This is a genomic window from Rhizobium sp. 32-5/1, from assembly GCF_029537235.1.
GTDB lineage: Bacteria > Pseudomonadota > Alphaproteobacteria > Rhizobiales > Rhizobiaceae > Pararhizobium.
In genome coordinates this window covers 3,388,117-3,413,838 of sequence record NZ_CP120638.1, presented here as the reverse complement: position 1 = coordinate 3,413,838, position 25,722 = coordinate 3,388,117, and the positions used below count along the sequence as shown (strand labels likewise).

Below are 25,722 nucleotides of genomic sequence, written 5' to 3'. Positions count from 1 at the left end.
GCCGTGCTTCAGATTGGAGGCGCACCGTTCGATCGATTGAAGCCGGTATCGATATGCGGCTCCCAGAATTCGACCGACTCGCGGATCATATCGACCACCAGGTGATCGGTTGGTTCGCGCTCGCGGAAGGACAGTTCAAGACAGATTTCGTTGTCGGTTCCGCCACCGCGACGCACGGTTTCCAGCAGCTTTTCCGGCGTGATGCGGCCATCCCTGTTGTGGGCGGCGATGAAGGGCCAGTGGCCGCCCTTGTTCATCGATGATTGCTTGACGTGGATGATCGGCGATTCCTTCGGGAAGGCCTCGGCCCAGGCGTAAGGGTCGATATCGGCTGGATTGCTGGAGGTCACATCGCCATGATCGATATCGACCATCATCTTCAAAGGGATCGGCAGCCCCGCCTCCGAAAGCCGCGTGTCGAGCGTGCGGCATTCCGCAATCGTATGGCCGAACTCGCGGCCGACGGACATCGGCTCCCAGAACAGATAGCTCAAACCCGCGGCCTTGGCATGGGCCGCCACCTCCGCCCAGCAATCGATCGCGATCCGCATCAGGGCCTCGCGACGGGCCGGATCGTCATAGTCCTTATGCGTAAAGATCGCGAACTGCGTGCCCATTCCGGAGGCGCCCAGTTCGGCGGAAATATCGGCGAAGGTCTTGAACCAGTCGATATAGTAGCGCCGGACATCGGCATCCGGATGGCCGAAATGATTGAGCCGCCCATAGGGACCGGTCATGCCTGACGTCACCTTGACGCCGGTCCGGGCGAGCGCCTTGCGAAACTGCCGCAGATGCCTGGTAATCGTCGCAGCCGGCCAGGACGGGTTGATGAATTCATGCGTCAGCTGCACATGACCGATGCGGATCTTGTCGGCGATCGTGTCAACAAGGTCGTCGGCTTCGGCGAAGCGGTTGACCAGCGGATTGGTGTTGAGCGACAGCGTGAACGCCATGAGCTTCGTCCTTTACCAGAAAAATTTCGGCATGATGAAATCCGGGATGACATCATGCTCGACAAACAGCGCCTGCCGCTGCGCATCGGTCGCCGTTTCGAGAATGCCTGTCGTCACGAGCACTGAGGCAAAACCCGCACCCGCCGCCCCGACAATGTCATGCTCGATACTGTCGCCAATGCAGCAGATGCGCTGCGGATCGATCGGTCCGAGAAAGTCACGGGCGGCGGCGTAAATGTCCGGAAACGGCTTGCCGATCCACCGGACGTGACCTCCAAGCTGCTCGTAAAGCTCGGCAATACGCCCGGCACCGAAGGCCGTGCTGTCTTTGGTCAGCATGATCTTGTCGGGGTTGGTGCACAGGCACGGCACATTGCGGCGCGCCGCCGGCACAAGCAGCGCTTCATAGTGGGACAGCGGAAGGATATCGCCTTCGCTGGCCGCCAGAAGCACAAAATCGGCGTCCTCGCCCCGCTCCGTGCGCTGGATGTCGATGCCATCAAGCGGTGAAGTGTCGCCATCGCGGCTGATCAGCAGGCACCGGCGGGCCACGCCCTTGCCCTCGCCCCGGCTTTCGAAGGCGAGGATGCGCCAGGCAACCTCGCCTGAGGTCAGGAACCAGTCCCAGCTGTGCGAGATCGAAACCGAGCGCTACCAGGCGCCTGTCGTTCTCCGCCGAGCGCTTGCCGGAATTCGACAGGATGACGATCGTCTTGCCCGCCTGTTTCAATCGGTTGAGGGTTTCCGCGGCGCCGGGATATGGCCCCTTGCCGTCGCGCAGCACGCCGAACTGGTCGATCAGAAACGCGTCGAAACGATCGGCAAGATCGCCGATGCCGGACACGGCAATCGGTGCCGGAGTGCTCATAGGACACCTGCCTGTGCAGCGCCTGATAGCGCCAATCGTGCAGCACCGGCTGCCGCTTCCTCCGAAAGCACCGGCAGGAACGGGACGGCAAGCCTACGGCTGCGGATCGCAGTCCAGGCCGGATTTTGCGCCCCGCCGCCGACGGAGCGGATCGAGCGCAAGGCCGGGCTTCCGAGGCCCTCCAACCTTTGATAGGCCAGCCGCTCGACACCGGCGATGCCTTCGAAAATCGCCTTCAGGAAATCGATATCCTGCACCGGCCTCGGCAACATCCGCGGCTGCATCTGCGGATCGTTGATCGGAAAACGTTCTCCGGCGCGCGCCAGCGGATAATAGTCGAGCCCCGTTTCTGTCGATGGATCCATGTCCCGCGACAGTTCAGTAATCCGCTCGCCGCTGAAATGCGCGGCAAGCACCACGCCGCCGGTATTGGACGCCCCGCCGGCCAGCCACATATCGCCGATGCGGTGGCTGTAGAGCCCGTATTCCGGCGCGAATAATGGCCTCTCGGACAGCATCTTCACTGTCAGCGTCGTCCCGAGCGAGGAAACACCATCCCCGGGCTGGTCGGCACCGGTGGCCAGGAAAGACGCGCAGCCATCCGTGGTGCCGGCGACGATGATCACATCGCTCGGGAGCCCAAAGGCATCGGCCGCTACCGCGGAGATGCCGGCGATCGGCGCACCTGCGGGCAGGACATCCGGCAGCAGGTCCATGCGTGCGCCGGTTTGCGAAATCCACTCGGGCCAGCAACGCGCAACGGGGTCAAACCCCGTCTTCAGCGCATTGTTTTCATCCGATACGTCGTAGAGACCGGTGAAGTGCCCGGCCAGCCAATCGGCCTGATGCAGGACACGGAAGATATCTGGCAGCGCCTGGAAGGTCAGGACTTTCGCAAGCCCGGAGGTTGCGCCATGGGCGGCGCTCTCTTTTGGTGCGGACTGCGAAATGCGCCCGAGAATATCCACATCGGAGACCGGATCGTTGTACATCATCGGAACCGCCAAGGGCTCGCCGGAAGCACCCACCGGGAGCAGTGTGCCGGAGGTCCCGTCGATGCTGATCGCCCGGACGCGGGTGGCATCGATCGCTGCAAGCACGACGCCGAGCGCGGTTTGCAATGCCTTCCACCAGACGCCGGGATCACGATGATCACTGGAAAAATCGGCCATCTTCGCCGATCCAGAGGCAACGATCCGGAAGGATAGGTCCATGGCCACGGCGCGGGCGCCGGAGGTTCCGATATCGATGCCGATAACGAGCGGCGTTCCCGATGCCACCGTCATTGCAGCGCCTGCCCGGCCCGGTTCAGGGCCTGCCGGTATTTCTCCGCGTCCCAGCCGAGAAGCTCGGTATTTTCCGCGTCTGTCAGATAGCGCAGCCGGGCGCCATCTGGAATACGCGACAGCACATCGGGGAGGCAGCGCGCCATGGCCAGCGCGCCCGCCGTGATCTCCCTGCTGACGAGCGCACCCTTGCCGGGAAACAGGAGGAGCGGCGGCAGCGCCACGCCACCGGCTGCAAATCGCTGTTCGATCGCGGCGGCGGTTTCATGGGGTGCCGCAAGAACTGAACCCTTGCCCAGAAAGATGACATGGTCGGGATAGAGACTGCCGCCGGCTGCAATCTTGCAACTGGCAAGATCGGTCGCCGCATCATGGATGCGCAAATCTTCCGGAAGCATATAGCTGCTATCAACGGCCAATCTCGACAAGGCAGCAATATCAGGTTCCGCCTGCGCGCGCGCAGGCAGGGCCAGGCGCTTTGAAACCTCTACCAGCAGAGCCTCCGCTTCGGCCACGGTTTCACCGGCAACGGCCAGCCCGTGGTTGCCGAGGATCAGCACGCTGGTATCCGCGCGGATGCGTGCCGCAATCGCCTTTGCCAACGGCAGGCCCGGTCGAGCATAGGGCACGAAGACATGCGGGATTCCGGCCAGTTTCGACGCCGCGATGGCTTCCCCGTTTGCCTGCACCGCCGTCGCAATGGTCTCAACGCAATGGACGTGGATGACCACCTTCTGCGGCATCAGTGCATGCACGGTCGTTTCGATCGATGGTCGCAGTCCCTGCGGATTGCGATCCGCGATGACGAAATCCTGCGCCTTTTCCGTCGAGGGATCGTCCCGCTCCAAGGCATCGAGCAGGGGATCGAGTGCTACCGGCACCATGACATCCCTTTGCCGCGCCTGCATCAGCCAGAGACCGGACGCCTTGATCCAGAGCGTGCCGCCCTCCTTGATCGAGGTATTGCCCCTGCTCCCTGCACGAGATCCGGATCGGCACCGACACGGGCCGACACATCCAGCAGGGCTTCAAATTCAGAACTTCTCACGCCAGTCTCCGATATCCTGTTTCAGGCCGCCTGCGATTGCTGCTCGAACCAGGCTGTGAACGTCTCGCGCTCGCCTGATGTCATGTGCAATCCGTGTTTCGTGCGCCGCTCCAGAATGTCCTGCGGCGTCCGCGCCCATTCGGTCTCCATCAGGAACTGCACCTCGCGTGCGCGCAAAAGCTTTCCGAAAGCCTGCCCGAGATCCTCGAGCGCGGCGGCATTGCCGATCAGTTCATGGGCGCGCGTGCCGTAGAGCCGCGCATAATGCTTGGCGAGGTCCACCGGCAGCCAGCGATAGCGGGCCCTGAGATCGCCGAGGAACTGGTCGAAATCCGCCTCCGGCATGTCGCCGCCCGGTAACGTACCCTTTGCGGTCCAGCCCGGCTTCATGGCCGGAAAGAACGGCCGAATCTTTTCCAGCGCATGTTCGGACAGCTTGCGAAACGTCGTGATCTTGCCGCCGAAGACGGAGAGCAGCGGCGCCTTGCCGTCTGCGCCATCGACCTCGAAAATATAGTCGCGCGTCACGGCGGACGGATTTTCCGCATTGTCGTCGTAAAGCGGCCGCACGCCGGAGAAGCAGTGCACGATATCGCTTTTGGCCAGCTGCTGCTTGAAATAGCGGTTGACCGACGTGATCAGGTAGTCGATCTCGCTGTCATCCGGCGTAACATCCTCCGGCCGTCCCTCATAGGGAATATCCGTGGTGCCGATCAGGGCCAGATCGTTTTCGTAAGGGTTGATGAAAATCACCCGCTTGTCCGGGTTCTGGACGAGATAGGCCTGACGCCCTTCCCAGAATTTCGGCACGATGATGTGGCTGCCCTTGACCAACCGGACATTGCGCGCCGAGTTCAATCCCGCGACCCGCCCGATGACGTCATTGACCCATGGGCCTGCCGTATTGACGACGCAGCGCGCCTTGACGGGAATCTTGCGGCCGGAATAGGCCTCGGTCATCTCGATATCCCAGAGATCGCCGTTTCGCCTGATGGATGTGCAGGCGGTGCGGGTATGAATGTCGGCGCCCCGTTCGCTGGCATCGAGCGCATTCAAAAGCACGAGCCGGGCATCGTCCACCCAGCAGTCGGAATATTCGAAACCCTTGCGGTAGTCCCGCTTGATCGGCGCGCCCTCCGGCGCCGTCGCCAGATTGAGCGTGCGCGTGCCCGGCAGGCGCTTGCGGCCGCCGAGATGGTCGTAGAGAAACAGGCCGAGACGTACGAGCCATGCCGGGCGATCGGACGAACTGTGCGGCAGGACGAAGCGCATCGGCCAGATGATGTGCGGTGCTGATTCTAAGAGCACCTCGCGCTCGATCAGCGCCTCACGTACCAGCCGGAATTCGTAATATTCGAGGTAGCGCAAGCCCCCATGGACGAGCTTGCCAGAGCGGGAACTGGTGCCTTGGGCCAGATCGTCCTTCTCGCACAAAACCACGGACATACCGCGCCCTGCAGCATCGCGCGCGATGCCGGCGCCGTTGACGCCGCCGCCGATGATGAACAGGTCGACGATGCCGTCTTCAGCGCTCACGACCGTTCCTCCTGCAATCCATAACTCGCGAACCCCTTCAGTACGCCGGCAATCTCCTCATTGGGAAGGATGACAGGACCGCCGATCAGAAGCGCATGATAATACTGCCTTGCGATGGTCTCGAGCTCTACCGCCGCCCACATCGCCTTTTCAAGCGTCGGACCGGTGGCGATCATGCCGTGATTGGCCATCAGGCACGCGGACCGCCCTTCCAGCGCCTTCAGCACGTTTTCAGATAGTTCCTGCGTGCCGTAACGGGCGTAGTCACACACCCGCACATCATTGCCACCAAAAGCGGCGATCATGTAATGGCAGGCGGGGATGGGCTTGCGGGCCATGGCAAGAATGGTCGAAAACATTGCATGGGTATGCACCACCGCCCCGATCTCCGGACGCCCCCGCAGGATATCCCGATGGAACGGCCATTCGACGGAGGGTTTCTTCGGTCCCTCCCAGGCACTCGGATCACCATCGATCGGCATTGAGACAATCATGTCAGGCGTCATTTCGGCATAGGCAACGGCCGACGGCGTCACCAGCATGCGGGCACCATGGCGAACGCTGATATTGCCTGACGTGCCCTGGTTCAACCCGCTGGCATTCATGGTGCGGCAGTGTTCGATGATCGCGATGCGCAACTCAAGCTCGGTCATGGCGATCACCTCAGCATGGATTGACCGGTGGCAGGCCGGCAATATAGCGGCGCACCTCTTCGGCGGCCATTTCAGCGGCATAGGTCACGGTGCGAACCGAGGCCCCGGCAATATGCGGCGTCAGCGTCACGTTCGGCAATTGCAGCAGCGGCCAATCGACAGGAACAGGCTCGACGGCAAAGGTTTCCAGCATGGCTGATCCAAGCGGACCGTCGACCAGCGCCTCATAAAGCGCGTCGTAATCGACCAGCGGGCCGCGCGCCGTGTTCACGAAGACCGCGCCAGGCTTCATCATGGCAAATCGCTCGGCATTCATCATGCCCCGCGTTTCCTCGGTGACGCGCGGATGCAGCGTCACGACATCGGAGCGCGACAGCAGATCATCAAGGCTGACATGCTCAACCCCGGAATTGTGATCATCCGCCGAAAGCTGGACATAGGGATCATGCACGATGACCTTGGTGCCGAAGGCCCGGAGAAGACGCACGACCTTGGTACCGATATTGCCGTAACCGACGACGCCGACCGTCATTTCCGAAAGCTCTCGGCCGGTCTTGTCGGCCCGGTAAAGCTCGCCGCGCCACTCGCCCTTGCGCAGGGATTCGTGGCCGGTGCGGATCAGCCGGGTCTCGGCGAGAATGGCGCCGAGCGTGAATTCGGCAACGGCGCTTGCATTGCGGCCGGGTGTATTGACGATGAGGACACCTGCTTCCTTCGCCGCCTTCATGTCGATATTGACAGGCCCGCCGCGCGACACGGCGACGAATTTCAGATTGGGCAGGCGCTCGAAAATGCCCCGCGAGAAGGGTGCGAGCTGGGTGATCACCAGTTCCGCGTCGCCGACGAAATCGACGATCTCGTCGGTCGTGCCGACATATTCCTTCAGCCCGTCCATGCCCTCGACGGCATAGCCATGCTCCATCGGCACATCCGGCCAGGGCTGCTCCAGAAGACGGATATCATGCGCCTCGCCGCAGGCTTCCACGACCTTGTCGCGGAAGATGGTCGGCAGCATGAACCTGTCCCCGATAATGGCGATCTTCTTCATTGCGGTCTTTCCTGTTCAGAAGCCGGGCTGGCGCCGTGGGAAAGGGCGTGCCAGACCGGGCGAAGGGCCAGGCGCGATTGCCTGTAGGTTGGAAACACGGCATCGAAATGCGCTGCCATGGCTTGATCTGCCGGCTCCGGCGGCCGCTGATAGGGCGTTACCCAGTCCTTGACGCAATCCGCCATCGAGCCATAGATGCCGAGCGAGACGGCGGCAATCATTGCCGTTCCAGCGGCACCCGCTTCTTCCCGCTCACTGGTCTGGATGGCGCAGCCGAGCGCACCGCCGAGGATGCGCCGAAGCGACGCGCTGCGCGCGGCGCCCCTGTCAAGCGGACACGCGACGGCAGCGGCCCCATCTCCACGTAACAATCGCGCGACGCCATTGCCAGGCCGTTGAAGACGGCCCGCACCATATCTGCGAAACCATGCCCGGTTTCGAGACCGACGAAAGATGCCCGTGCCGCCGCATCGACGAAGGGACCACGCTCACCTGCCTCTGAAATATACGGGTGAAACAAAAGCGATGTATCGTGGGATTGGGCAAGCCAGCTTTCGACATGGCCGAGAAGCTCGGCCTTGTTTTTCTCGACGCCGACGCTTTTCAGCACGCTGCCGGCGACCGAGAGAATCCAGTCGATGTTCAGCGTCGCCGCCATGTTGGACTGCATCTGCGCATAGGCGCCGGGGATCGGCAGGCACATCGTATAACCTGTGAGCCCGGGATTGAGGATCACATCATCGGCATCCCTGGCGAGACGCATGTGCATGCCGGTCGAGCCGATGATCGAGCATCCGGTGTCGGTGCCCGGCTCGTAAAGTCCGGCGCCCAGCGACGTGCAGACCACATCGACATAACCGAGAACAACCGGCGTCCCCGCAAGCAGCCCCGTCAAGGCTGCCGCACTCTCGCTGAGCGGATGGCGCGTCACGGCGCCATCGACGATCTCGGGCAAAAGATAACGCTGCTTTTCAAGCCCGAGAAAGCCGATCACCTCGTCGGAATATTGCCGGGTGCGGAAATTGCCGAAGGTGAAATTGGCCTCGGAGGGATCCGTCGCCCGCTGGCCGGTGAGCTTGAAATAGAGCCAGTCCTTGCAGTGGAATCCCGTCGTCGCACCGTTGAGCATGGCCGGCTCGTTATCGAGTATCCAGCGCAGCTGCGACCCCATCTGACAGGCGGCAAGGCCGGAACCGGTATGCGCAAACCGGGCCACATCGCCGCTGTCGCCGCGCAGGCGGTCGACGGTTTCACCGGCGCGGGCGTCGAGCCAGAGCCAGCCCTTGCCGACGGGCTCGCCATGCTTGTCGATCAGCCATGTGCCATCGCCCTGCGCCGTGACCGAAATCGCAGCGACGCGGCTCGCCAGATTGTCGATCTTGTCGGCGAGATCGGCGAGCGTCTTTGCCGCATCCGCCCAGGTCTTGTTGAGATCCTGGACGACGCCGGTGCGGCCGACACTTTCATAACTGTTCGGGATCGCCGAAAACACGATCTGCCGGCCGCTAAGATCGAAAGCGACAGACTTGATGACAGAGGTTCCGGCATCGATCCCGATCAGGATGTCGCGCATCAGGCCAGCTCCTGCCCATGGCTGATCGCCTTGCCGCTCTCGCTGTCGAAGACATGGAGGCTGCCGGGATCCAGCCGGATACCGACATTTTCGCCGATCGACAGGTTTGAGCGGTCGTGCTCGACCAGAACCATGGTTCCGCCGGCAAAGTCGGTGGCGATATGAGTCTGGTCGCCGAGCCACTGGTTGACCGCGACCCGAGCCCCCACGCCGTCCTGCGCACGGCGAACGGCATAGGGCCGGATGCCGAGCACGACCTTGCTGCGCTTCATCAGCGCATCGCGCACCGCGGGCGAGAAATCGGACGCACGGTATTCGAGCTTCACACCCTCATTGAGACCGAAGGCGACCTTCTCCTCATTGCCCGAGATGCCGGCCGTGAACACGTTCATCGGCGGCTCGCCGACAAAGGTCCCGGTAAAGAGATTGGCCGGACGCTCCTTGATCACCTGTGGCGTATCGAATTGCTGCAGAACGCCGCCTTCCATCACGGCGATCCGGTCGGCAAGCGCGTTTGCCTCCGTCTGGTCGTGGGTGACGAGAATGGCGGTCAAGCCGCGCTCCTTGATAAAATGCTTGATGCGGCCGCGCAGCACGGCGCGCAGTTGCGGCTCCAATTGGCCCATCGGCTCATCCAGGAGATGCAGGTCCGCGTCCCGGATCAGCGCCCGGCCAAGCGAAGCGCGCTGCTGCTGCCCGCCCGAGATCGAGCTTGGATAGCGGCCCATGATGTCCTCGATTTCGAGAAGCTTGGCGATATAGGCAACCTTCTCCTCGACCACCGCCTGCGAAAATTTCGAAGACTTGAGCGCAAAGGCGATGTTTTCCTTCACCGTCAGCGGCGGATAGAGCGAATAGCCCTCGAAGGCCATGGCGACATTGCGTTTGACAGGCGGAAAAGTCTGAACCTCGCGCCCCTTCAGTTGGATCGTCCCGCGCGAGACCGCCTCGAAACCGGCGACCATGCGCAGCGTCGAAGTCTTGCCGCAACCGGACGAACCGAGAAGCGCGATGATCTCGCCCTTTTTCACATCCATGTTGAGGTCCTTGACGGCATGGACCCCATGGTCGATCGGACCGTAGAACTTGTCGACGCCGTTGATCAGAAGTGCGGTGTCGCTCATGCGGCTTCTCCATTGCATGTCGCAGACGCCCCGACCGAGGCGATCAGGGCGCCGCTTTCCTTGTCGAACAGGAAGGCTGTCCGGCCATCGACGGTGATGTGCGCCGGTCCCGAGACCGGGCCGGGCATGCCCGCCGGCCGCGAAACCAGGACTTCGCGCCGACGCACGGTCATCACCAGCGTCACGGTCTTTTCATTGAGCGGTGTTTCGGCCTCGACGGTCACCGGAATGGCGCCCGGCGAACCTGCGTCAGCGAAGACGATGGTTTCGGGTCGCAGACCGATGACACAGGTTTTCCCGACCACCGTGCGCGGCATGCCTGATAGCGCGATCTTCACATTCGAAAGTTCGACATAAACGCCATCAGGCCCTTCCTTGGGCACGACATCCAGGAGATTGATCGTCGGATCGCCGAACAGGCGGGCAATTTCGATATCGGCGGGTGCGTTGTAGATTTCTTCCGGCGTGCCGATCTGGCGGATACGGCCCTGCGACATGACGGCGATACGATCGCCAAGCGCCATGGCTTCCTTGTAGTCCTGCGTCACGTAGACCACCGTCGCGCCTTGCGCAGCCAGAAGCCGCGGCAGTTCCAGCCGCATCTCGAACCGCAGCTTGGCATCGACATTGCGCAAGGGATCATCGAGCAGGAGCAGCGGCGGCGAGCCGGCCAGCGCCCGGGCAAGCGCCGTGCGCTGCTTCTGGCCGTTCGACAGGGCTTTCGGGTGATGGGTCAGCACATGGTCGATCTTGAGCAGCTTCGCCACCTTATGCACGCCGGCTGAAATCACCTCCTTCGACGAGCGGGTCGCCGTCAGCGGGCTGGCGATATTGTCGAAGGCGCTCATGTGCGGGAACAGCGCGAAGTTCTGGAAGGCCATGCCTATCCCGCGATGTTCGGCGTCCACCTCGGCCATGTCTTCTCCACCGATCAGGATCCGCCCCTCATCCGGCTCAATGACACCGGCAACCATGCGCAGGAGGACGGTCTTGCCGGCGCCGGACGGTCCGAACAGAACCAGCGTTTCACCATCGGCCACGCTGAGCGAAAGATCATCCAGAACCGTCTGGCTCTTGTAGCGCTTGACGATGTTTTTCAGTTGAAGCGTTGTCATTCCAAACTATCCCTTCACCGCGCCAAGCGACAGGCCTTCGACCAGGTAGCGTTGCGCGTAGAGTGCGATGACCAGCGTCGGCGTGATCGACAGCACGATGGCGGCGGCGATCTGTCCATACTGGATGCCTGATGCCGTTACGAAAGCAAGGGCTCCCACCGTCACCGGCTGCTTGTCGGCCGATGCAAGCACCAGCGCGAAGACAAAGTTGTTCCAGGCAAAGATGAAGGCAAGCAGACCGGCAGCGGCGACCCCGGACCGGCCAGCGGCAGCGCGATCTTGCGAAACGTCGCAAACCAGGAATGGCCGGCGATGCGATAAGCGTATTCCACATCGGCCGAGATATCCTCGAAATAGCCGCGTACGATCCACAGGATGAGCGGCAGGCAGATCAGCTGATAGACCCAGATCAGGCCGAAATAGGTGTCGGACAGGCCAAGCCACTGAAAATACTGGGTCAGTGGCAGGAGCACCAGCAAGGGTGGGGCAAAGCGGAACGACAGAAGCGTAAACGCGATATCCTCCGAACCGCGGAACTTGTGGCGGGCAAAAGCATAGGCGGCGGGAACGCCGAGCACGAGCGCGACCGCAACGGAGGCGACCGACAGGAAAACCGAGTTTCCAAGGTTTCGCATGAAGGCGATATCGAGCGTGCCGGCCGCCGAGGTCAGCTTGCCGGTGATCAGCGCCTGATAGTTCTCAAAGGTCGGCGTGAACACGACCGAGGGCGGAATGCGCAGGATCGTCTCGTTCGTTTGGAAGGACATGAGAAAGATCCAGAAGATCGGGAACATGAAGAACAGGACGACCAGCGTCAGGGCCGTGCCGCGGAAGATTTTCTCGAAGGTGGATGTGGTTTCCATGGGTGCTGCCTCCGCTCTCAGGATTCGCCACGGGCGCGTTCGCGCAGCCGCAACCAGTGTTTGATGAAGACATTCGACAGGAAGTAGGTGATCGCCCAGAGGATGACCATCAGTGCTGCGGACCGCCCGACATTGGTCGACTGGAAGAAGTTCAGATAGGCCTCCACCTGGAAGACCGTCAGCGTATCGCCCGGCCCGCCTTGCGTCATCGCATAGATGATGTCGAACTGCTGGATGCTGTCGAGCAGACGAAACAACGTCGCCGTCAGAATATAGGGTGTCAGCATCGGCAGGGTGATGCGGAAGAAGACGAAGGTACGCGGCACGCCATCCAGCGCCGCCGCCTCGAAGGGCTGCGTCGGCAGGGAGCGCAGACCGGCCAGGAGCAGGATCATGATGAAGGGCGTGTAGACCCAGATATCGACGAGAACGACGGTCAAAAGTGCTGTATCCGGCGACGAGGCCCAGCGGAAATCCTGCAGACCGATCAGACCAGCGAAGTAGCTCAGAATGCCGAAGCCCGGATTGGTCATCAGCTTCCACATCAGCGCAGCCAGCGCCGGCGCCGTCATCAACGGCATCAGAAGCATGATCGAAACGAAATTGTTGAGGGTTGAACGCCGCTGGAGAAGCAGGGCGATGCCAAGGCCGAGCAGGAGCTCGAGCGTCACCGTCGTGCCGGCATAGATCAGCGAGATCTTCAGCGTGTTCCAGAAGCCCGGATCGCTCATGAAGTTGATGTAGTTGTCACCCCAGTTGAACTGACGCGCCCAGGGCTGGCTCAGGCGATAACGCTGGAAGGAATAGACGACCGCCGTCAGGAACGGGACGAGAATGCCGATGCAGACAAGCAAGGCCGGAAGGCTCAGCACATACGGCAAGGCCTTTCTGCTGATCCTGAAACCGGAGGCGGCTTTGCGTTGGTTTGCTGTTGAAGCCATGTTCAGCTCCGATCCGTTTGTCATTGAAGAAACCACGCAAGAGCATAGCGCGGTTTGCCCGCGCTCGTCCGACGGCTTTCAGGTTGTTTTCAAGCCGGGAACGCTCTGCTCCGAAGGCCGTGCGGGCGATACCCGGCACCTCAAGCGCCGGGTATCGTCGTCAGTTTCGGTTAGCCGAGACCGGCTTCCTTGAGCTGGGTGTCGATGCTCTGGACGAGCATATCGAGGCCTTCATCAACAGGCACTTCCTTGGCAACCATCTTCTGGAGCGTCGAGGCCCATTCGGTGGTCACGTCGAAGAACAGCGGCTGCGGCGTGAACTTGATCGACGCACCCGGTGCCGACTTGTCGAACATGTCGACATAGCCCGCGTAGCTCTTGTTGAGACGTTCGCGGAAGATCTCGTCCTTCCAGACCGACTGGCGGACCGGATTGACGAAGTCCATCTTGGTGGCGCCGAAGATGGCGTGCTCGGCACCGGATGCCCACTGCATGAAGTACCAGGTCGCGTCCTTGTCCTTGGAGAAGTTGGACATGGCGAGCGACCAGATCCAGATGTTCGGCGTTGCCGAGGTTGCGGCCGGATTGGCAGCAAAGGAGGCGAAGGCAAGATTGCCGGCTTCCTTGTTGGTGCCGCCATTCATGAAGTAGCCGAGGATGTCGGCGTCGAACATCATCGCGGATGCGCCGGCCCCGAGGTCCGTTCCGACCTGATACCAAGTATAAGTCGACCAGTCCTTCGGGCCGCTTTCCTGGATCATCTGCACCCATTTGGCATGGAAAGCCCTGGATTCCGCGGTGTTCATCGCCGCCGAAAGCTTGCCGTCGGCCGAAACGTTCAGATCCTTCTGGCCATAGTTGGCGTAGCCGGAAAGAAAGCCCGGATGAATCGTTGCCCAGGAACGCGATCCACGAACGCCGATGCCGTACGGTCCGCCCAGATCCTTGGACGCCTTGCCGGCCGTCTCGATCAGTTCATCGAGATTTCCGGGAACCTTGCCGCCGATCTTGTCCAGCATTGTCCTGTTGTAGGTGAGGTCGTTCTGCTCGTAGCCCCAAGGAATGCACCACTGTTTGGCATCCTCCGAACCGAGCACGCCGCCCGGTGTGCCGTTCCACGCGCAGGAGTTTTTCACGCCCGGCAGGAAGTCGTCCCAGGCATAGTTCGGATTGGTCTTGGCCGGATCCTTGATCCACTCGTTAAGATCGGTGATCCAGCCTGCCGGACCATAGGTCCAGGTCATGTAGGCGCCGGTCATGAACGCATCATATTCCGTGGACCCCGACGACAGCGCCGCCGTCACCTTGTCGAAATAGACATCTTCCGGGAACACGTCGTAGGTGACCTCGATGCCGGTCAGATCCTTGAACGTCTGCAGGTTGGCGATCATCGCATCGGCGTAAGGGTGCTTGTTCAAAAGCAGCTTCAGCGACTTGCCGGAATGGGCCTTCCAGTCGAAGTCAGCGGCATGTGCATTGGTCGACATCATGTTGAACAGCGTGCCGGCAGTGCCGGCGGTTATTCCCATGGCGCCAAGGCCCTTCAGCATTCCACGGCGGTCCACCTCTCCGCGCAGAAACGCACCGATGAGATCCTTTTCCTTTTCGTACATTGGTCTTCTCCTCCTTCGCGGGCAAAACAAGCTCGGTTGAGCCTTACCGGCTACCCGACCGGTATTTCCTCCAAAAGGACGCGACAGAGACCTCCCCGGTCCTGTCGTTCGCCCCGGTCTCCATTCCCAGCGCCGCTTTCAATCGGCGTCGTTCATCAAGGTCTGCGCCGTGCGCTCATCGGTGATCAGGCCGCTCAGGAAGCGGCTCTCCAGCACCGAGCGTATCGCCCGCGCCTTCACCTTGCCTCCGGCGACAGCCACGATGCGGCGGTTCTTCAAATCCTCGCGCTTCATAGTAAACGTGCGATCCGACAGCGCCGTTTCGATCGGCTGGCCATTCCTGTCGAAGAAATGACCCAGCAATTCACCGACGCCGCCGCCGGTCTTGATTTCCTCGATCTCACTTTTCTCGATCATGCCGGTGGCGACCAGCGACGCCTCGCGCTCAACCGTACCGATGCCGACGAGCAGCAGATCGGCGCTGTTGGCGAGATCAAACACCTCGCGAACGCCGCGCTGGCTGAACAGCACATCCCGGTCCTCGATCGTATTTGCAAAGAACGGAACCGGCATGACATAGGCTTCCGCGCCGGTACGCTCCGCCAGCCGATGGATAACGTCGTGCGGGTTGGCGGAGAACTTGCGCGTGAGCCCGCCGAGCAGCGAGACGAAGCGGACATCGTTGTTTGTCGTGCGCGGCAGATATTCGACGCAAGCAGCAAGCGTGCGGCCATGGCCCATGCCGATCAGCACATGCCCTTCCCGCTCGATCTCGCGCTTGAGGAACTGCGCGCCGGAAATGCCGAGCGCCTTCAGCGGCAGGTCCTCCGGATCGAAATCGGGCACGACCTCGCAGTAATCGAGGCCGTAGCGGGTCGAAAGCTTCTGCTCGAGTTCGACGCATTCGGAGACTTCGCCGTCAATATAGACCTTCACCAGACCGTCCTGGTTGGCCTTCATGATCAGCCTGTGGGCCTTGAGCGACGACAGCCCGAGGCGCTTGGCAACCTCCGCCTGCGTCAGGCCGCCGGCGTAGTGCAGCCACGCCGCACGGGTCGCCATGCTCGACTCATCATCTCTTAGGGAGCCCCCACCCGTGATCGCCATGTTCTCCACCCTCAGAGTTTGATATTTTTTCTGACTGTGAAAATATTTTCATCTGCTGAAAATTTTGTCAAGCACCCCGCGGCTGTACCCCAGCGTGGGAACGGCCTTACGACGGCTGACGAAACAGGTCCGTCTCCCGTGACATGAACGATAAAGACAAGGAATTCAGTCTGTTCTTGCAGTGCGAAAAGAACAGCGAAACCGCCGGAAAAAATCAATTTACGGGCTTAAAATCGGGAAATCGGCTTTGAAAAGCCAAAAATCATTCCAATTTGCGCACCCATGCTGTAGCGCAGACGAAGAAACGTCGAAAACGACTGGATCCGGAATGCTGACTGTCAAAAGGGTAAAACGCCAGATCCGAAAGATCAGGAACAGGCTTGCGCGACGATTCTTCGACACGCGATACGGCCGCGAATTGCTCGTCAACGTCCTGCCGGCACGGCTTTTGACCATGACCATAGACTGCGGCGATCACGTCATGACCTTTTCCCCGCATGACTATATCGGCCGGAAAATCTTCCGGAAGGGCCACTTCGAGCGGGAGCATGTCGATCGGTTGCTGGCCGTCCTGAAAGCCCGAGGCCTCTGGCGCGCGGATACCGTGCTCCTGGAACTCGGCGGCAATATCGGCACCCAGACGGTCTATTTCGGCCTGAGCAAGGCTTACAGCCGGATCGTCAGCATCGAACCGGACCCGCGCAACTTCGAACTGCTGGAGACCAACATCCGGCAGAACGGGCTCGATGGCATGGTGACCCTCGTCCATTGTGCAGCCGGCGAAAGCGAGGGCAAAATCGCCTTCTTCCAGCATCAGGACAATCACGGGAAAAGCAGCGCCCTGCGACAAAGCCCATCCGACAAGGAGATTTCCGTGCCCGTCCGCCCGGTCAGCGCGATCCTGGCGGATGCAGGGATCGAGGCCAGTTCCGTCGGCCTTGTCTGGATGGACATCGAGGGGTACGAGCCGGTCGCCTGCCGTTCCATGGAAGCGCTGATGACGCTCAAGGTGCCGCTCTACATGGAGTTCTCACCGGCCTTCTACGGCCCAGAGGGATCGGCGGAATTCGTCCGCTATCTCGCCGGCTTCTACACGGATTGCCTCGTCTTTGCCGAAGACGACGACCCGGTCGCCCTTAAGGTCGCCAAGATGCCGATCGACCGCGTGCAATACGACGTGCTGTTGCTGCCATCCTGACGATCAGCGTTTGCGGTAGAGAAAATAGCGATCCTCGCGCACCGTGGCCGGCAGCGGTTGCGGCTCTAGATCGGGATGCTCCAGCGGCAGGCCGCTGACGGCAATGCCGCCGCTGCGCAAGCTGCCCGCCGCCAGTTGCGGCAGCCAGGTCAGCGTCACGGCATCTTTATCTGGATAACCCGTACCGATATCGGCATGCACCAGAGCCGCCTCTGCGCCGACAAAGGCTTGCGCCGTCTCGCGGATTTCACCGATGACCAGATCATCAGGCTCCGGCGTCGAACTCGCATGGGACCCGATGGCCCGATCGAAGGCGACGATGCGTCGACCGGGAAAATGCTTTCGCAGATGGCTGTAGGTGCGCCCGTTGCCGAGGCCGATTTCGAGAACCGGCCCGTCTCCCAATCCATCCATCATCGTTGCACTGATATGATTGAGGATGTCGCGCTGGGCGGTCAGGCGGCGGATGAAGCTGTCGAGGCGGCTCATATCGGTGTTAATCCGTTTTCTGTTGCATTCGAGGGGTTCGGCTTAACACGGCATCCTTCGTGCGGTCGATGGCGTTGACCGCGCATCCGACATCAAGATTTTGTCAATGCCGATGCCGACGCCTCAATCGCATCGCGCTTTCGACTGTGCTAGGCTTGGCCATGGCAGAATTTTCCAGCGATACATTTTTCAGCACGCTTCCCGTCTTCGTGGAATTCGAGGGCGTGGCCGACCGTGACAACTATCAGCCGCTACCGGAAGACTGGGCGCTGGCAACGGCGGATATCGTCGATTCGACCGGCGCGATCGAAGCCGGAAACTACAAGTCCGTCAACATGGCCGGCGCAAGCGTCATCTCCGCCATTCTCAATGCACTTGGCCAGCACGACCTCCCCTTCGTCTTCGGCGGCGACGGCGCCCTCGTCGCCATTCCGCCGTCGGCGCGCGGCAAGGCAGAGGAAGCGCTGGCTGCCGTGCAAAGCTGGGTGAAGGAAGAGTTGCAGATGACGATGCGCGCCGCCCTGGTGCCGGTCTCCGATATCCGGGCCGCCGGGGTGGACGTGCGCGTGGCGCGATTTCAGGTGAGCGAAGGCGTGTCCTACGCCATGTTTGCCGGTGGCGGGGCAAGCTGGGCGGAAACCCGGATGAAGGAAGGCCTCTACGCGGTGCCACCCGCCGCGCCGGGCACGAGGCCCGATCTCAGCGGCCTTTCCTGCCGCTGGAATCCGATCAGGTCGCGCCATGGGGAGATCGTCTCGATCATCGCTGTGCCCAGCACGGCCGGCAGCGGCCTCGCCTTTCAGACCCTGATCACCGATGTCGTGGCCCTTGCGGCAACGCAGGAGCGCGGGGGCCACCCGGTCGCCCAGGAGGGCCCGCAACTTGGTCTGTCACGCCCCGGTCTCGAAGCCGAAGCAAAGGCCGCAGCGCCGAAGGAAAAGCGGCTGCGGCAGAAGCTTTTCATCATCGCCCAATACCTACTCACCGTGATGCTGTTCCGCTTCGGCGCAACGCTCGGCCGCTTCGATCCGAAGGTCTATCGCAGCGACGTGGCGCAGAACACGGATTTCCGGAAGTTCGACGACGGCCTGAAAATGACGATCGATGTCAGCAAGGCGCAATTGCAGCGAATCGAGGCCCGGCTTGAGGAGGCAGCACAAGCAGGGATCTGTCGCTACGGGCTTCACCGGCAGGATTCCGCGCTGATGACATGCATCGTGCCGACGCCGCTCAGCCGCACGCACATGCACTTCATCGATGGCGCCGCCGGCGGATATGCCGTTGCGGCCAGCCGCTTGAAAGGCAGTCTTTCGGGCCTGCCGAAAGCGTCCTCCGTCACACCCTGACGGTCAGGCTTTGACGATCCGGTCGCTTTCCAGGTTTCGGCGGGCAAACGCGTTGCGCGTATCGATGATTAGCGGCGCCCAGCGGGCGAGTGCTTCGTAATCGACAGCATCGTGGTCCGTGGCGATCAGCACGGCATCGAAGCCCTTGATCGTCTCTTCATCCAGCGAAACCGAAGACCGCCCCTTGAGCATCATGTACTCCCGCGTCGGCGGGATCTGCGCAATATGCGGATCGTGATAGGCGGTCGTGCCACCCCGCTCCTCGATTAGTTCGATCAGCTTCAGCGACGGGCTTTCCCGAGTATCAGGGACGTTCTTTTTGTAGGCAAGACCGATGACGAGCACGCGCGACCGGCTGAGCGCCTTGCCGCTGTGGCGGTCGAGCGCTTCGGCGAGCCGCCCGACCACATGGCGCGGCATGGCCGAATTGATCTCGCCGGCCAGTTCGATGAAGCGGGTCGGCAGCTCGAATTCACGCGATTTCCAGGTCAGGTAGAAGGGATCGATCGGGATGCAGTGTCCGCCAAGACCAGGCCCCGGATAGAAGGGCATGTAGCCGAAAGGCTTGGTCTTTGCCGCATCGATGACCTCCCAGATATCGATACCCATCGCGTCGTAGACGACCTTCAACTCGTTGACCAGGGCGATGTTGACGGCACGGAAAATGTTCTCGGTCAGTTTTACCGCTTCGGCGGTGGCATTCGAAGAGACCGGCACCACGGTCTTCACCGCCGCGGAATAGAAGCGCACCATGAGGTCGGCGGCGGCCGGCCCGTCGCCGGCGACCACCTTCGGGATGCTCGACGTCTCGAAGTCGCGGTTGCCCGGGTCTTCCCGTTCAGGCGAAAAGCCGAGGAAGAAATCCTGCCCGGATTTCAGTCCGTCCTTTTCGAGGATCGGCTTCACAACCTCGTCGGTCGTGCCCGGATAGGTCGTCGATTCGAGCACGATCAACTGGCCGGGCCGCAGCGTTTCAGCAATCTTTCCGCAGGTCTTGACGATGAAGGAGAGGTCAGGATCGCGGTGTTTCGTCAGCGGCGTTGGCACACAGATGATGATCACGTCGCATTCCGCCAGCCGTGAAAAATCGGCCGTTGCCTGAAAGCGACCGGAGCCCGTGTGTTCGCGAAGCACCGCGTCAGAGACCGCCTCGATATACGACCGGCCAGCCTCGATCGCCACCATCTTCGACGTATCGATATCGAAGCCGATCACCGGAAAACCGCTGCGCGCAATCGTCATGGCAAGCGGCAGGCCGACATAACCAAGGCCGATCACGCCGGCGCGCGCGGTTCGGGCGTCGATGCCGGCAAGGAGGGTTTGATGCGGGGAGGTAAGAGCGGTCACGTTCGTCTTCTCATCTTGTCTGCGGGCTCGGATGGGCAGCACCGGAGTTGGGCGTAAATCATCCGGGTGTCAAGCACCGGCGGAACACGATCGCCTTGACCAAAAATACACGCGCACTTTTGTTTGTCTTAAATCTGGTTTTGCAATCACTGCCTCATTATATTGGCCCTCGGTGATATCATCCAATCCACCGCAAGAAGAGACTGGATATGCCGTGCCGGCGGGGCGCCGGATTGCGCAGGAAAGATCAAGTACCAGCGATGAACACACACCGGGCGCATGTCTCGACCACCCTTCTCGATCGCGTATCCCATTGGCTGCAGCAGGCGGCGTTGAGTGGTGAAACGCTTGAAAACCTTGTCCAGGGCTTTTGCGAGCGGCTGGCCGCGTCGGGCCTGCCGCTGAACCGCGTGCATCTGAGCTTTTCCATGCTGCATCCGCTCTATGACGCGCTGGGCTTTACCTGGATGCGCGGCAAGGGCGTGACCGTCGAGGGCTACCGTGCCGACACAAGCCCAGAAAACACGAACCGCTTTCTGCACAGCCCCTATTATTATCTGCTGACCAATAATCTCGATCATATGCGCCGGCAGATCGATCCTGCGACACCGTCGGAATTTCCGGTCTTCGATGATTTCAAGGCCCTGGGTGTGACCGACTACATCGCCTTCGTGCAGTCCTTCGGCGAATCGGCCGGCCAGGGCATGATGGGCTCCTGGGCCACCGATGCACCCGACGGCTTCAGCGACAATGTCATCGAAGCGCTGCTGCGCATTCAGAATAGCCTTGCCGTCGCCGCGAAGATGGCCGTACTCGGCAAGCTTGCCGACAACATGCTGACCACCTATCTCGGCGGCAATGCCGGCAAGCGCGTGCTGTCCGGCCAGATCCGCCGCGGTGACGGCGATACCATCCGGGCCGCGCTGGTCATGGCCGACATGCGCCAATCGACGATGCTTGCCGAGAAGGAAGGCCGGCAGGTCTACATCGACACGCTGAACCAGTTCTTCGACGCCATCGCCACGCCATTCAACAGGCAGGGCGGCGAAATCCTGAGCTTCGTCGGCGATGGCTTTCTCGCCGTCTACCCGTGCGGCCGCCATCGCGAGCCTTCGCAGGTGGCCGCGCTGGCCGCCATGGGCGCCGTGCGCCAGGCAACCGCCCGCATGACGGAGTTGAACATCGACCGGAAGCGACAGGGACTGGGGAAATCCGCTATGGCATCGGCCTGCATGTCGGCAATGTCATGTTCGGCAATGTCGGCCTGAAGGACAGGCTGACCTTCTCCGCCTTCGGCGCGGCCGTCAACGAGGTGGAACGGCTGCAGGGCCTGACCAAGAAGTACACTCAGCCGATCGTTGCCAGCCAGGCCTTTGCCACCTATTGCGGCGGCGACTGGACGACGCTCGGCGAGGAAAAGTTGCGCGGTGTCCGTCAGAAGTTCACCGTGCTTCTGCCGGGCGAAAGCAATATGAAACTGGACTATGCCGAGGTGGCGCAGAACCAGTCCCACGATAAGCGCTCGGAAGCCGAACAGGTCATGCTGCTTTACCGCAACAGCCGCAAGACGACAGGATCGGAGGCCTGGAACAAGCTGCTGCAGTAGTCACGTCGGCAGGGTTGGACTGCCTTTGAGTAAAATGACGGCTCCGAAACTGCCTTGGCAATTCGATCCGACTGTTGTCTTGTGCCTGAAGTTTCCCCGTTTCGGGTCATGGACAGGGGAATTTCGCTGGGATAGTCTCGTCAGCCTGAAGCCGAGCGTTCCGTCGAGCGCGGCATGTTCAATGCGGCGACCGAAGAAGACAAGGAAAACTGCTGGCATGACCTCAGGCGCGGACCTGCTGCGGATCGAGAACCTGAACATCTCGTTCGCAATGCTCGGCGGGCAGTTAGACGCCGTTCGCAATGTCAGCCTGCGTGTGCGCCCCGGCAAGGTTACTGCTCTGGTCGGTGAATCCGGGTCGGGCAAGTCCGTCATCAGCCAGGCTGTCATGGGTATTCTTCCCCAGACCGCATCGGCCAGCGGCCGCATCCTGTTTTGCGATCCGGCCATTTCCGACACACCAGCCGATCTCCTGCAGATGCCGCGTGACGGCGCGCAGATCCGCGCAATCCGCGGCAACCGCATGGGCAAGATCTTCCAGGAGCCGATGACCTCGCTGTCGCCGCTCCATACGATCGGCAACCAGATCAGCGAAGTCCTACGCATCCATACCGATGCGTCGAAAAGCGAGCGGCGCGAACGCAGCGAAGAAATGCTGGGGCTGGTCGGTTTTGCCAAGCCGTCCCGCGCCTTCGACATGTACCCGTTCGAACTGTCCGGCGGCATGCGCCAGCGCGCCATGATCGCCATGGCGCTCATCTGTCGGCCGGCGCTTCTCATTGCCGACGAGCCGACGACGGCGCTCGACGTGACGATCCAGGCCCAGATCCTGCAATTGCTGCGCGACCTGCAGGGCAAGCTGAACATGGCGATGCTGCTGATCACCCATGACCTCGGCGTCGTCGCCAATGTCGCCGACGAAGTGGTCGTCATCTACCATGGCGAGATCATGGAGGCCGGGCCGGTGGAAACGATCTTCCGCAATCCGTCCCACCCATACCTCAAGGGCTTGATGGCGGCGGTTCCGCATTTCGACATGAAACCGGGCGAACGGCTGAAGGCGCTGCGCGAGATACCGGTCAACGCCGGAAATCTGCTGGGCAAAAAGGCAGCCGTGGCAACCGGGCCGGAGGTTCTGCTATCCGTCCGCAATGTCGGCAAGACGTTTACCACCCGCAAATCCAGCTGGTTCAAAAAGGGCGACACCGCGCAAACGCTCGCCGTCGATGACGTTAGCTTCGATATCCGCCGCGGCGAATGCCTGGGCCTTGTCGGCGAAAGCGGCTGCGGCAAGACCACGCTCAGCAAGATCCTCATGCGGGCGGTCAAGCCCGACACAGGCACCATCACTCTGCACGGCAGCGACGGCGACCTCGACGTTTTGGCTGCGGAAGGCTCCGCCTTGAAAGCCTTGCGCACCCGCGTCCAGATGGTATTCCAGGATCCTGTTTCCTCGCTTTCGCCGCGCATGACGATCCAGAATATTCTCGCCGAACCGCTCGAGATCCACAATCGCGGCAATGCGCAGGCACGGCAGGAAAAGGTCAAGGCGCTGATCCAGGCGATCGGCCTCGACCAGCGCTTCCTCAACCGCTATCCGCACAGCTTTTCCGGCGGCCAGCGCCAGCGCATCGGGATCGCCAGGGCCCTGGCACTGGGACCGGACCTTCTGATCTGCGACGAGCCCGTCTCGGCACTCGATGTTTCGGTGCAGGCGCAGATCCTCAATCTGCTCAAGGATTTGCAGAAGGAATTGGGCCTGACCTATCTGTTCATCTCGCACAATCTGGCCGTGGTCGATTATATGGCCGACCGGATCGCCGTGATGTGCGGCGGGCGCATCGTCGAGATCGCACCGCGTGAGACGCTGATGCGCGCACCCGTGCATCCCTATACCAAATCTCTTCTGGCAGCCGTGCCCTTCCCGGATCTCGATCGACCGCTGGATTTTGCCGCCCTCAATCCGAGCGGCGCCTCCGACAAGCGCAGCTGGGGCCGCCAGTTCTCGGGTGACGATGGTGAGATTCTGCTGCCCGCCGACCTCGGCAATGGCCATCTCGTTCTTGCCCGTCGCAATGCAGATGCAAGGGAGCTCGTCCCATGATCAAGCGCCGTACCACACTCGGCCTGCTCGCCACGGCCTTCCTTCCGGGCGTTGCTCGCGCAGGTTTCGTCGAACCGGATTTTCTCAAACCCCTCCTGCGCGCCGCGGCCCTGCCGGACCTGGCCGACCGCCTGCCGAAAACGCCCCGCATCGTCAATCTGGCAGCCATGGGCCGCGAACCCGGTCGATATGGCGGCGTAGTGCGCACGCTGATCGGCAGCCAGAAAGACATCCGTATGATGACGATCTACGGCTATGCCCGTCTGGTCGGTTATGACGAAAAATTGGCGCTTCAGGCGGATATCCTGGAAAGCTTCGAGCATGTCGATGAGAGCGTTTTCACGTTCAAGATCCGCGAGAAACATCGCTGGTCCGATGGCAGTTACCTGACGGCGGAAGATTTCCGCTATACCTGGGAAGACGTCATCCTCAACGAGGATTTGCGGCCGGGAGGCGTCCAGCGCGAACTTCTGGTCGATGGCAAGCCGCCCCGTTTCGAAGTCATCGACACATACACCGTGCGTTACACCTGGGATGGCCCGAACCCGGATTTCCTGCCGAGCCTCGCCGCGGCCTCGCCACTCACTTTGCTTCTGCCACACGCCTATATGCGGCAGTTCCACCGCAAATATCAGGACGACATCCGTCTTTCGGCGCTGATGCGCGAATACCGGGTCAAGAAGTGGGCCGATCTGCACATCAAGATGTCGCGTCAGTATCGACCGGAAAACCCGGAACTGCCGACGCTCGATCCCTGGCGCAACCGCACGGCGCCGCCGGCCGAACAATTCGTCTTCGAACGCAATCCGTTCTTCCACCGGGTGGACGAGAACGGCCTGCAACTGCCTTACATCGACCAGTTCATCCTCAACATCAGTTCCTCGGAAATCATATCCGCCAAGACCGGCGCCGGTGAAAGCGACCTGCAGGCAACCGGTATCGACTTTGCCGACTACGCCTTCCTCAAGGATTCGGAAAAACGCTATCCAGTGAAGGTCAGCCTGTGGAAGCGCACGCAAGGCTCCCGTGTGACGCTTCTGCCCAACCTCAACTGCAAGGACGAGGTCTGGCGCAAGCTTTTCTGGGACGTGCGCGTCCGCCGGGCGCTATCGATCGCCATCGATCGCCACGAGATCAACATGGTCTCTTTCTACGGCCTGGGCAAGGAAGGCGCGGATTCCGTGCTGCCTGAAAGCCCGCTCTTCAAGCCCGAATATGCCGCCGCCTGGAGCGCTCACGATCCGGACAAGGCCAATGCCCTGCTGGACGAGGTGGGGCTGACGGACCGCGACGACGACGGCATGCGGCTTTTGCCCGATGGCCGCACGGCGCAGATCGTCGTTGAAACCGCCGGCGAAAGCACGCTCGAGACCGACATTCTCGAACTGGTCACCGATCATTGGCGCAAGATTGGCGTCTCGCTGTTCATCCGCACCTCGCAGCGCGATGTCTTCCGCTCGCGGGCAATGGGCGGCGACATCATGATGTCGATGTGGTCCGGCCTTGAAAACGGCGTGCCAACGGCGGACATGAACCCGGGCCAATTGGCGCCAAGTGCCGACGACCAGATGCAGTGGCCTGTCTGGGGCATGCACTATCTCTCGCTCGGCCAGTACGGTCATGCGCCGGAACTGCCGGAAGCGGCCAAACTGGTTGATCTACTGAAGGCCTGGCGGCGCACAACGGAAAGCAGTCAGCGCGCCGACATATGGGCGCAGATGCTCGACATCTATACCCAACAGGTGTTTTCAATCGGCATCGTCAACGGCGTGCATCAGCCGGTGCTGCGATCGGCGCGCCTGAACAACATCCCTGCGGAGGGACTTTACGGTTTCGACCCGACCAGCTATCTCGGCGTCTATATGCCGGATACCTTCTGGTACAGCGGCAGCGGAGAAAGCTGA

The 25,722-nt window shown here is 61.4% G+C and carries 17 protein-coding genes and 5 pseudogenes; 6 read left to right on the top strand and 16 right to left on the bottom strand.

Annotation, left to right across the window (positions count from 1 at the left end; all coding sequences use genetic code 11):
• Window positions 1–8: 8 nt before the first annotated feature.
• The 12 genes and pseudogenes from P6U16_RS17165 to P6U16_RS17110 all read right to left on the bottom strand — a co-directional run bounded on the left by P6U16_RS17165 (window position 9) and on the right by P6U16_RS17110 (window position 13,008).
• Window positions 9–953, bottom strand: coding sequence for a TIM barrel protein (locus P6U16_RS17165; RefSeq protein WP_277701531.1), 945 nt, complete (start codon window positions 951–953; stop codon window positions 9–11).
• Window positions 954–965: 12 nt separating this feature from the next.
• Window positions 966–1,821: pseudogene (locus tag P6U16_RS17160) on the bottom strand (TIGR01459 family HAD-type hydrolase).
• Window positions 1,818–3,107 (bottom strand): FGGY-family carbohydrate kinase, encoded by a 1,290-nt coding sequence (locus P6U16_RS17155; RefSeq protein ID WP_277701530.1) that lies wholly within the window; start codon window positions 3,105–3,107, stop codon window positions 1,818–1,820. The pseudogene P6U16_RS17160 and the gene P6U16_RS17155 overlap by 4 nt, the downstream one beginning before the upstream one ends.
• Window positions 3,104–4,155, bottom strand: a pseudogene (locus tag P6U16_RS17150) (class II aldolase/adducin family protein). Before P6U16_RS17150 ends, P6U16_RS17155 begins: the two are co-directional and overlap by 4 nt.
• A gap of 21 nt (window positions 4,156–4,176) precedes the next feature.
• The gene (locus tag P6U16_RS17145) at window positions 4,177–5,691 is read right to left on the bottom strand and encodes a glycerol-3-phosphate dehydrogenase (RefSeq protein WP_277701529.1); all 1,515 of its coding nucleotides are present in this window, start codon (window positions 5,689–5,691) and stop codon (window positions 4,177–4,179) included.
• Window positions 5,688–6,344: a class II aldolase/adducin family protein gene (locus tag P6U16_RS17140; RefSeq protein ID WP_277701528.1), complete on the bottom strand. Its 657-nt coding sequence runs from the start codon at window positions 6,342–6,344 to the stop codon at window positions 5,688–5,690. Before P6U16_RS17140 ends, P6U16_RS17145 begins: the two co-directional genes overlap by 4 nt.
• A gap of 10 nt (window positions 6,345–6,354) precedes the next feature.
• Window positions 6,355–7,392, bottom strand: coding sequence for a 2-hydroxyacid dehydrogenase (locus tag P6U16_RS17135; RefSeq protein ID WP_277701527.1), 1,038 nt, complete (start codon window positions 7,390–7,392; stop codon window positions 6,355–6,357).
• Window positions 7,389–8,965 (bottom strand): annotated as a pseudogene (locus P6U16_RS17130) (FGGY-family carbohydrate kinase). The gene P6U16_RS17135 and the pseudogene P6U16_RS17130 overlap by 4 nt, the downstream one beginning before the upstream one ends.
• Window positions 8,965–10,089, bottom strand: a complete 1,125-nt coding sequence (locus P6U16_RS17125) for an ABC transporter ATP-binding protein (RefSeq protein WP_277701526.1) — start codon at window positions 10,087–10,089, stop codon at window positions 8,965–8,967. Before P6U16_RS17125 ends, P6U16_RS17130 begins: the two are co-directional and overlap by 1 nt.
• Entirely contained in the window at window positions 10,086–11,204 is a 1,119-nt protein-coding gene (locus tag P6U16_RS17120) for an ABC transporter ATP-binding protein (protein WP_277701525.1), read from the bottom strand. The genes P6U16_RS17125 and P6U16_RS17120 overlap by 4 nt, the downstream gene beginning before the upstream one ends.
• A 6-nt stretch (window positions 11,205–11,210) precedes the next feature.
• Window positions 11,211–12,067, bottom strand: a pseudogene (locus P6U16_RS17115) (carbohydrate ABC transporter permease).
• A gap of 17 nt (window positions 12,068–12,084) precedes the next feature.
• Window positions 12,085–13,008, bottom strand: coding sequence for a sugar ABC transporter permease (locus tag P6U16_RS17110; RefSeq protein ID WP_277701524.1), 924 nt, complete (start codon window positions 13,006–13,008; stop codon window positions 12,085–12,087).
• On the opposite strand from P6U16_RS17110, the gene P6U16_RS17105 reads away from it, so the two are divergent.
• The gene (locus tag P6U16_RS17105; RefSeq protein WP_277704026.1) at window positions 12,908–13,201 is read left to right on the top strand and encodes a hypothetical protein; all 294 of its coding nucleotides are present in this window, start codon (window positions 12,908–12,910) and stop codon (window positions 13,199–13,201) included. The two genes, P6U16_RS17110 and P6U16_RS17105, sit on opposite strands and share 101 nt — an antisense overlap.
• Here the strand turns inward: P6U16_RS17105 and P6U16_RS17100 are convergent.
• Window positions 13,179–14,621: an extracellular solute-binding protein gene (locus P6U16_RS17100; protein ID WP_277701523.1), complete on the bottom strand. Its 1,443-nt coding sequence runs from the start codon at window positions 14,619–14,621 to the stop codon at window positions 13,179–13,181. The two genes, P6U16_RS17105 and P6U16_RS17100, sit on opposite strands and share 23 nt — an antisense overlap.
• A gap of 138 nt (window positions 14,622–14,759) precedes the next feature.
• Window positions 14,760–15,728 carry a sugar-binding transcriptional regulator gene (locus P6U16_RS17095; RefSeq protein ID WP_277701522.1) on the bottom strand — a complete coding sequence of 323 codons (969 nt, stop codon included), beginning with the start codon at window positions 15,726–15,728 and terminating at the stop codon, window positions 14,760–14,762.
• A gap of 328 nt (window positions 15,729–16,056) precedes the next feature.
• Between P6U16_RS17095 and P6U16_RS17090 the strand changes: the two genes are divergently transcribed.
• On the top strand, window positions 16,057–16,926 hold the full coding sequence (locus P6U16_RS17090; protein WP_277701521.1) for an FkbM family methyltransferase: 870 nt from the start codon (window positions 16,057–16,059) through the stop codon (window positions 16,924–16,926).
• Between the two features lie 3 nt (window positions 16,927–16,929).
• Here P6U16_RS17090 and P6U16_RS17085 read toward each other — a convergent pair whose 3' ends face one another.
• Window positions 16,930–17,415: a class I SAM-dependent methyltransferase gene (locus P6U16_RS17085; RefSeq protein WP_277701520.1), complete on the bottom strand. Its 486-nt coding sequence runs from the start codon at window positions 17,413–17,415 to the stop codon at window positions 16,930–16,932.
• 161 nt (window positions 17,416–17,576) lie between these two features.
• On the opposite strand from P6U16_RS17085, the gene P6U16_RS17080 reads away from it, so the two are divergent.
• Window positions 17,577–18,761, top strand: a complete 1,185-nt coding sequence (locus P6U16_RS17080) for a DUF3095 domain-containing protein (RefSeq protein WP_277701519.1) — start codon at window positions 17,577–17,579, stop codon at window positions 18,759–18,761.
• Window positions 18,762–18,764: 3 nt separating this feature from the next.
• Here the strand turns inward: P6U16_RS17080 and P6U16_RS17075 are convergent, their stop codons facing one another.
• Entirely contained in the window at window positions 18,765–20,108 is a 1,344-nt protein-coding gene (locus P6U16_RS17075; protein WP_277701518.1) for a nucleotide sugar dehydrogenase, read from the bottom strand.
• Window positions 20,109–20,368: 260 nt separating this feature from the next.
• On the opposite strand from P6U16_RS17075, the pseudogene P6U16_RS17070 reads away from it, so the two are divergent.
• The 3 genes and pseudogenes from P6U16_RS17070 (at window position 20,369) to P6U16_RS17060 (ending at window position 25,722) form a co-directional block, all read left to right on the top strand.
• Window positions 20,369–21,714, top strand: a pseudogene (locus P6U16_RS17070) (adenylate/guanylate cyclase domain-containing protein).
• Between the two features lie 217 nt (window positions 21,715–21,931).
• On the top strand, window positions 21,932–23,818 hold the full coding sequence (locus tag P6U16_RS17065; RefSeq protein ID WP_277701517.1) for an ABC transporter ATP-binding protein: 1,887 nt from the start codon (window positions 21,932–21,934) through the stop codon (window positions 23,816–23,818).
• On the top strand, window positions 23,815–25,722 hold the full coding sequence (locus tag P6U16_RS17060; protein ID WP_277701516.1) for an ABC transporter substrate-binding protein: 1,908 nt from the start codon (window positions 23,815–23,817) through the stop codon (window positions 25,720–25,722). The genes P6U16_RS17065 and P6U16_RS17060 overlap by 4 nt, the downstream gene beginning before the upstream one ends.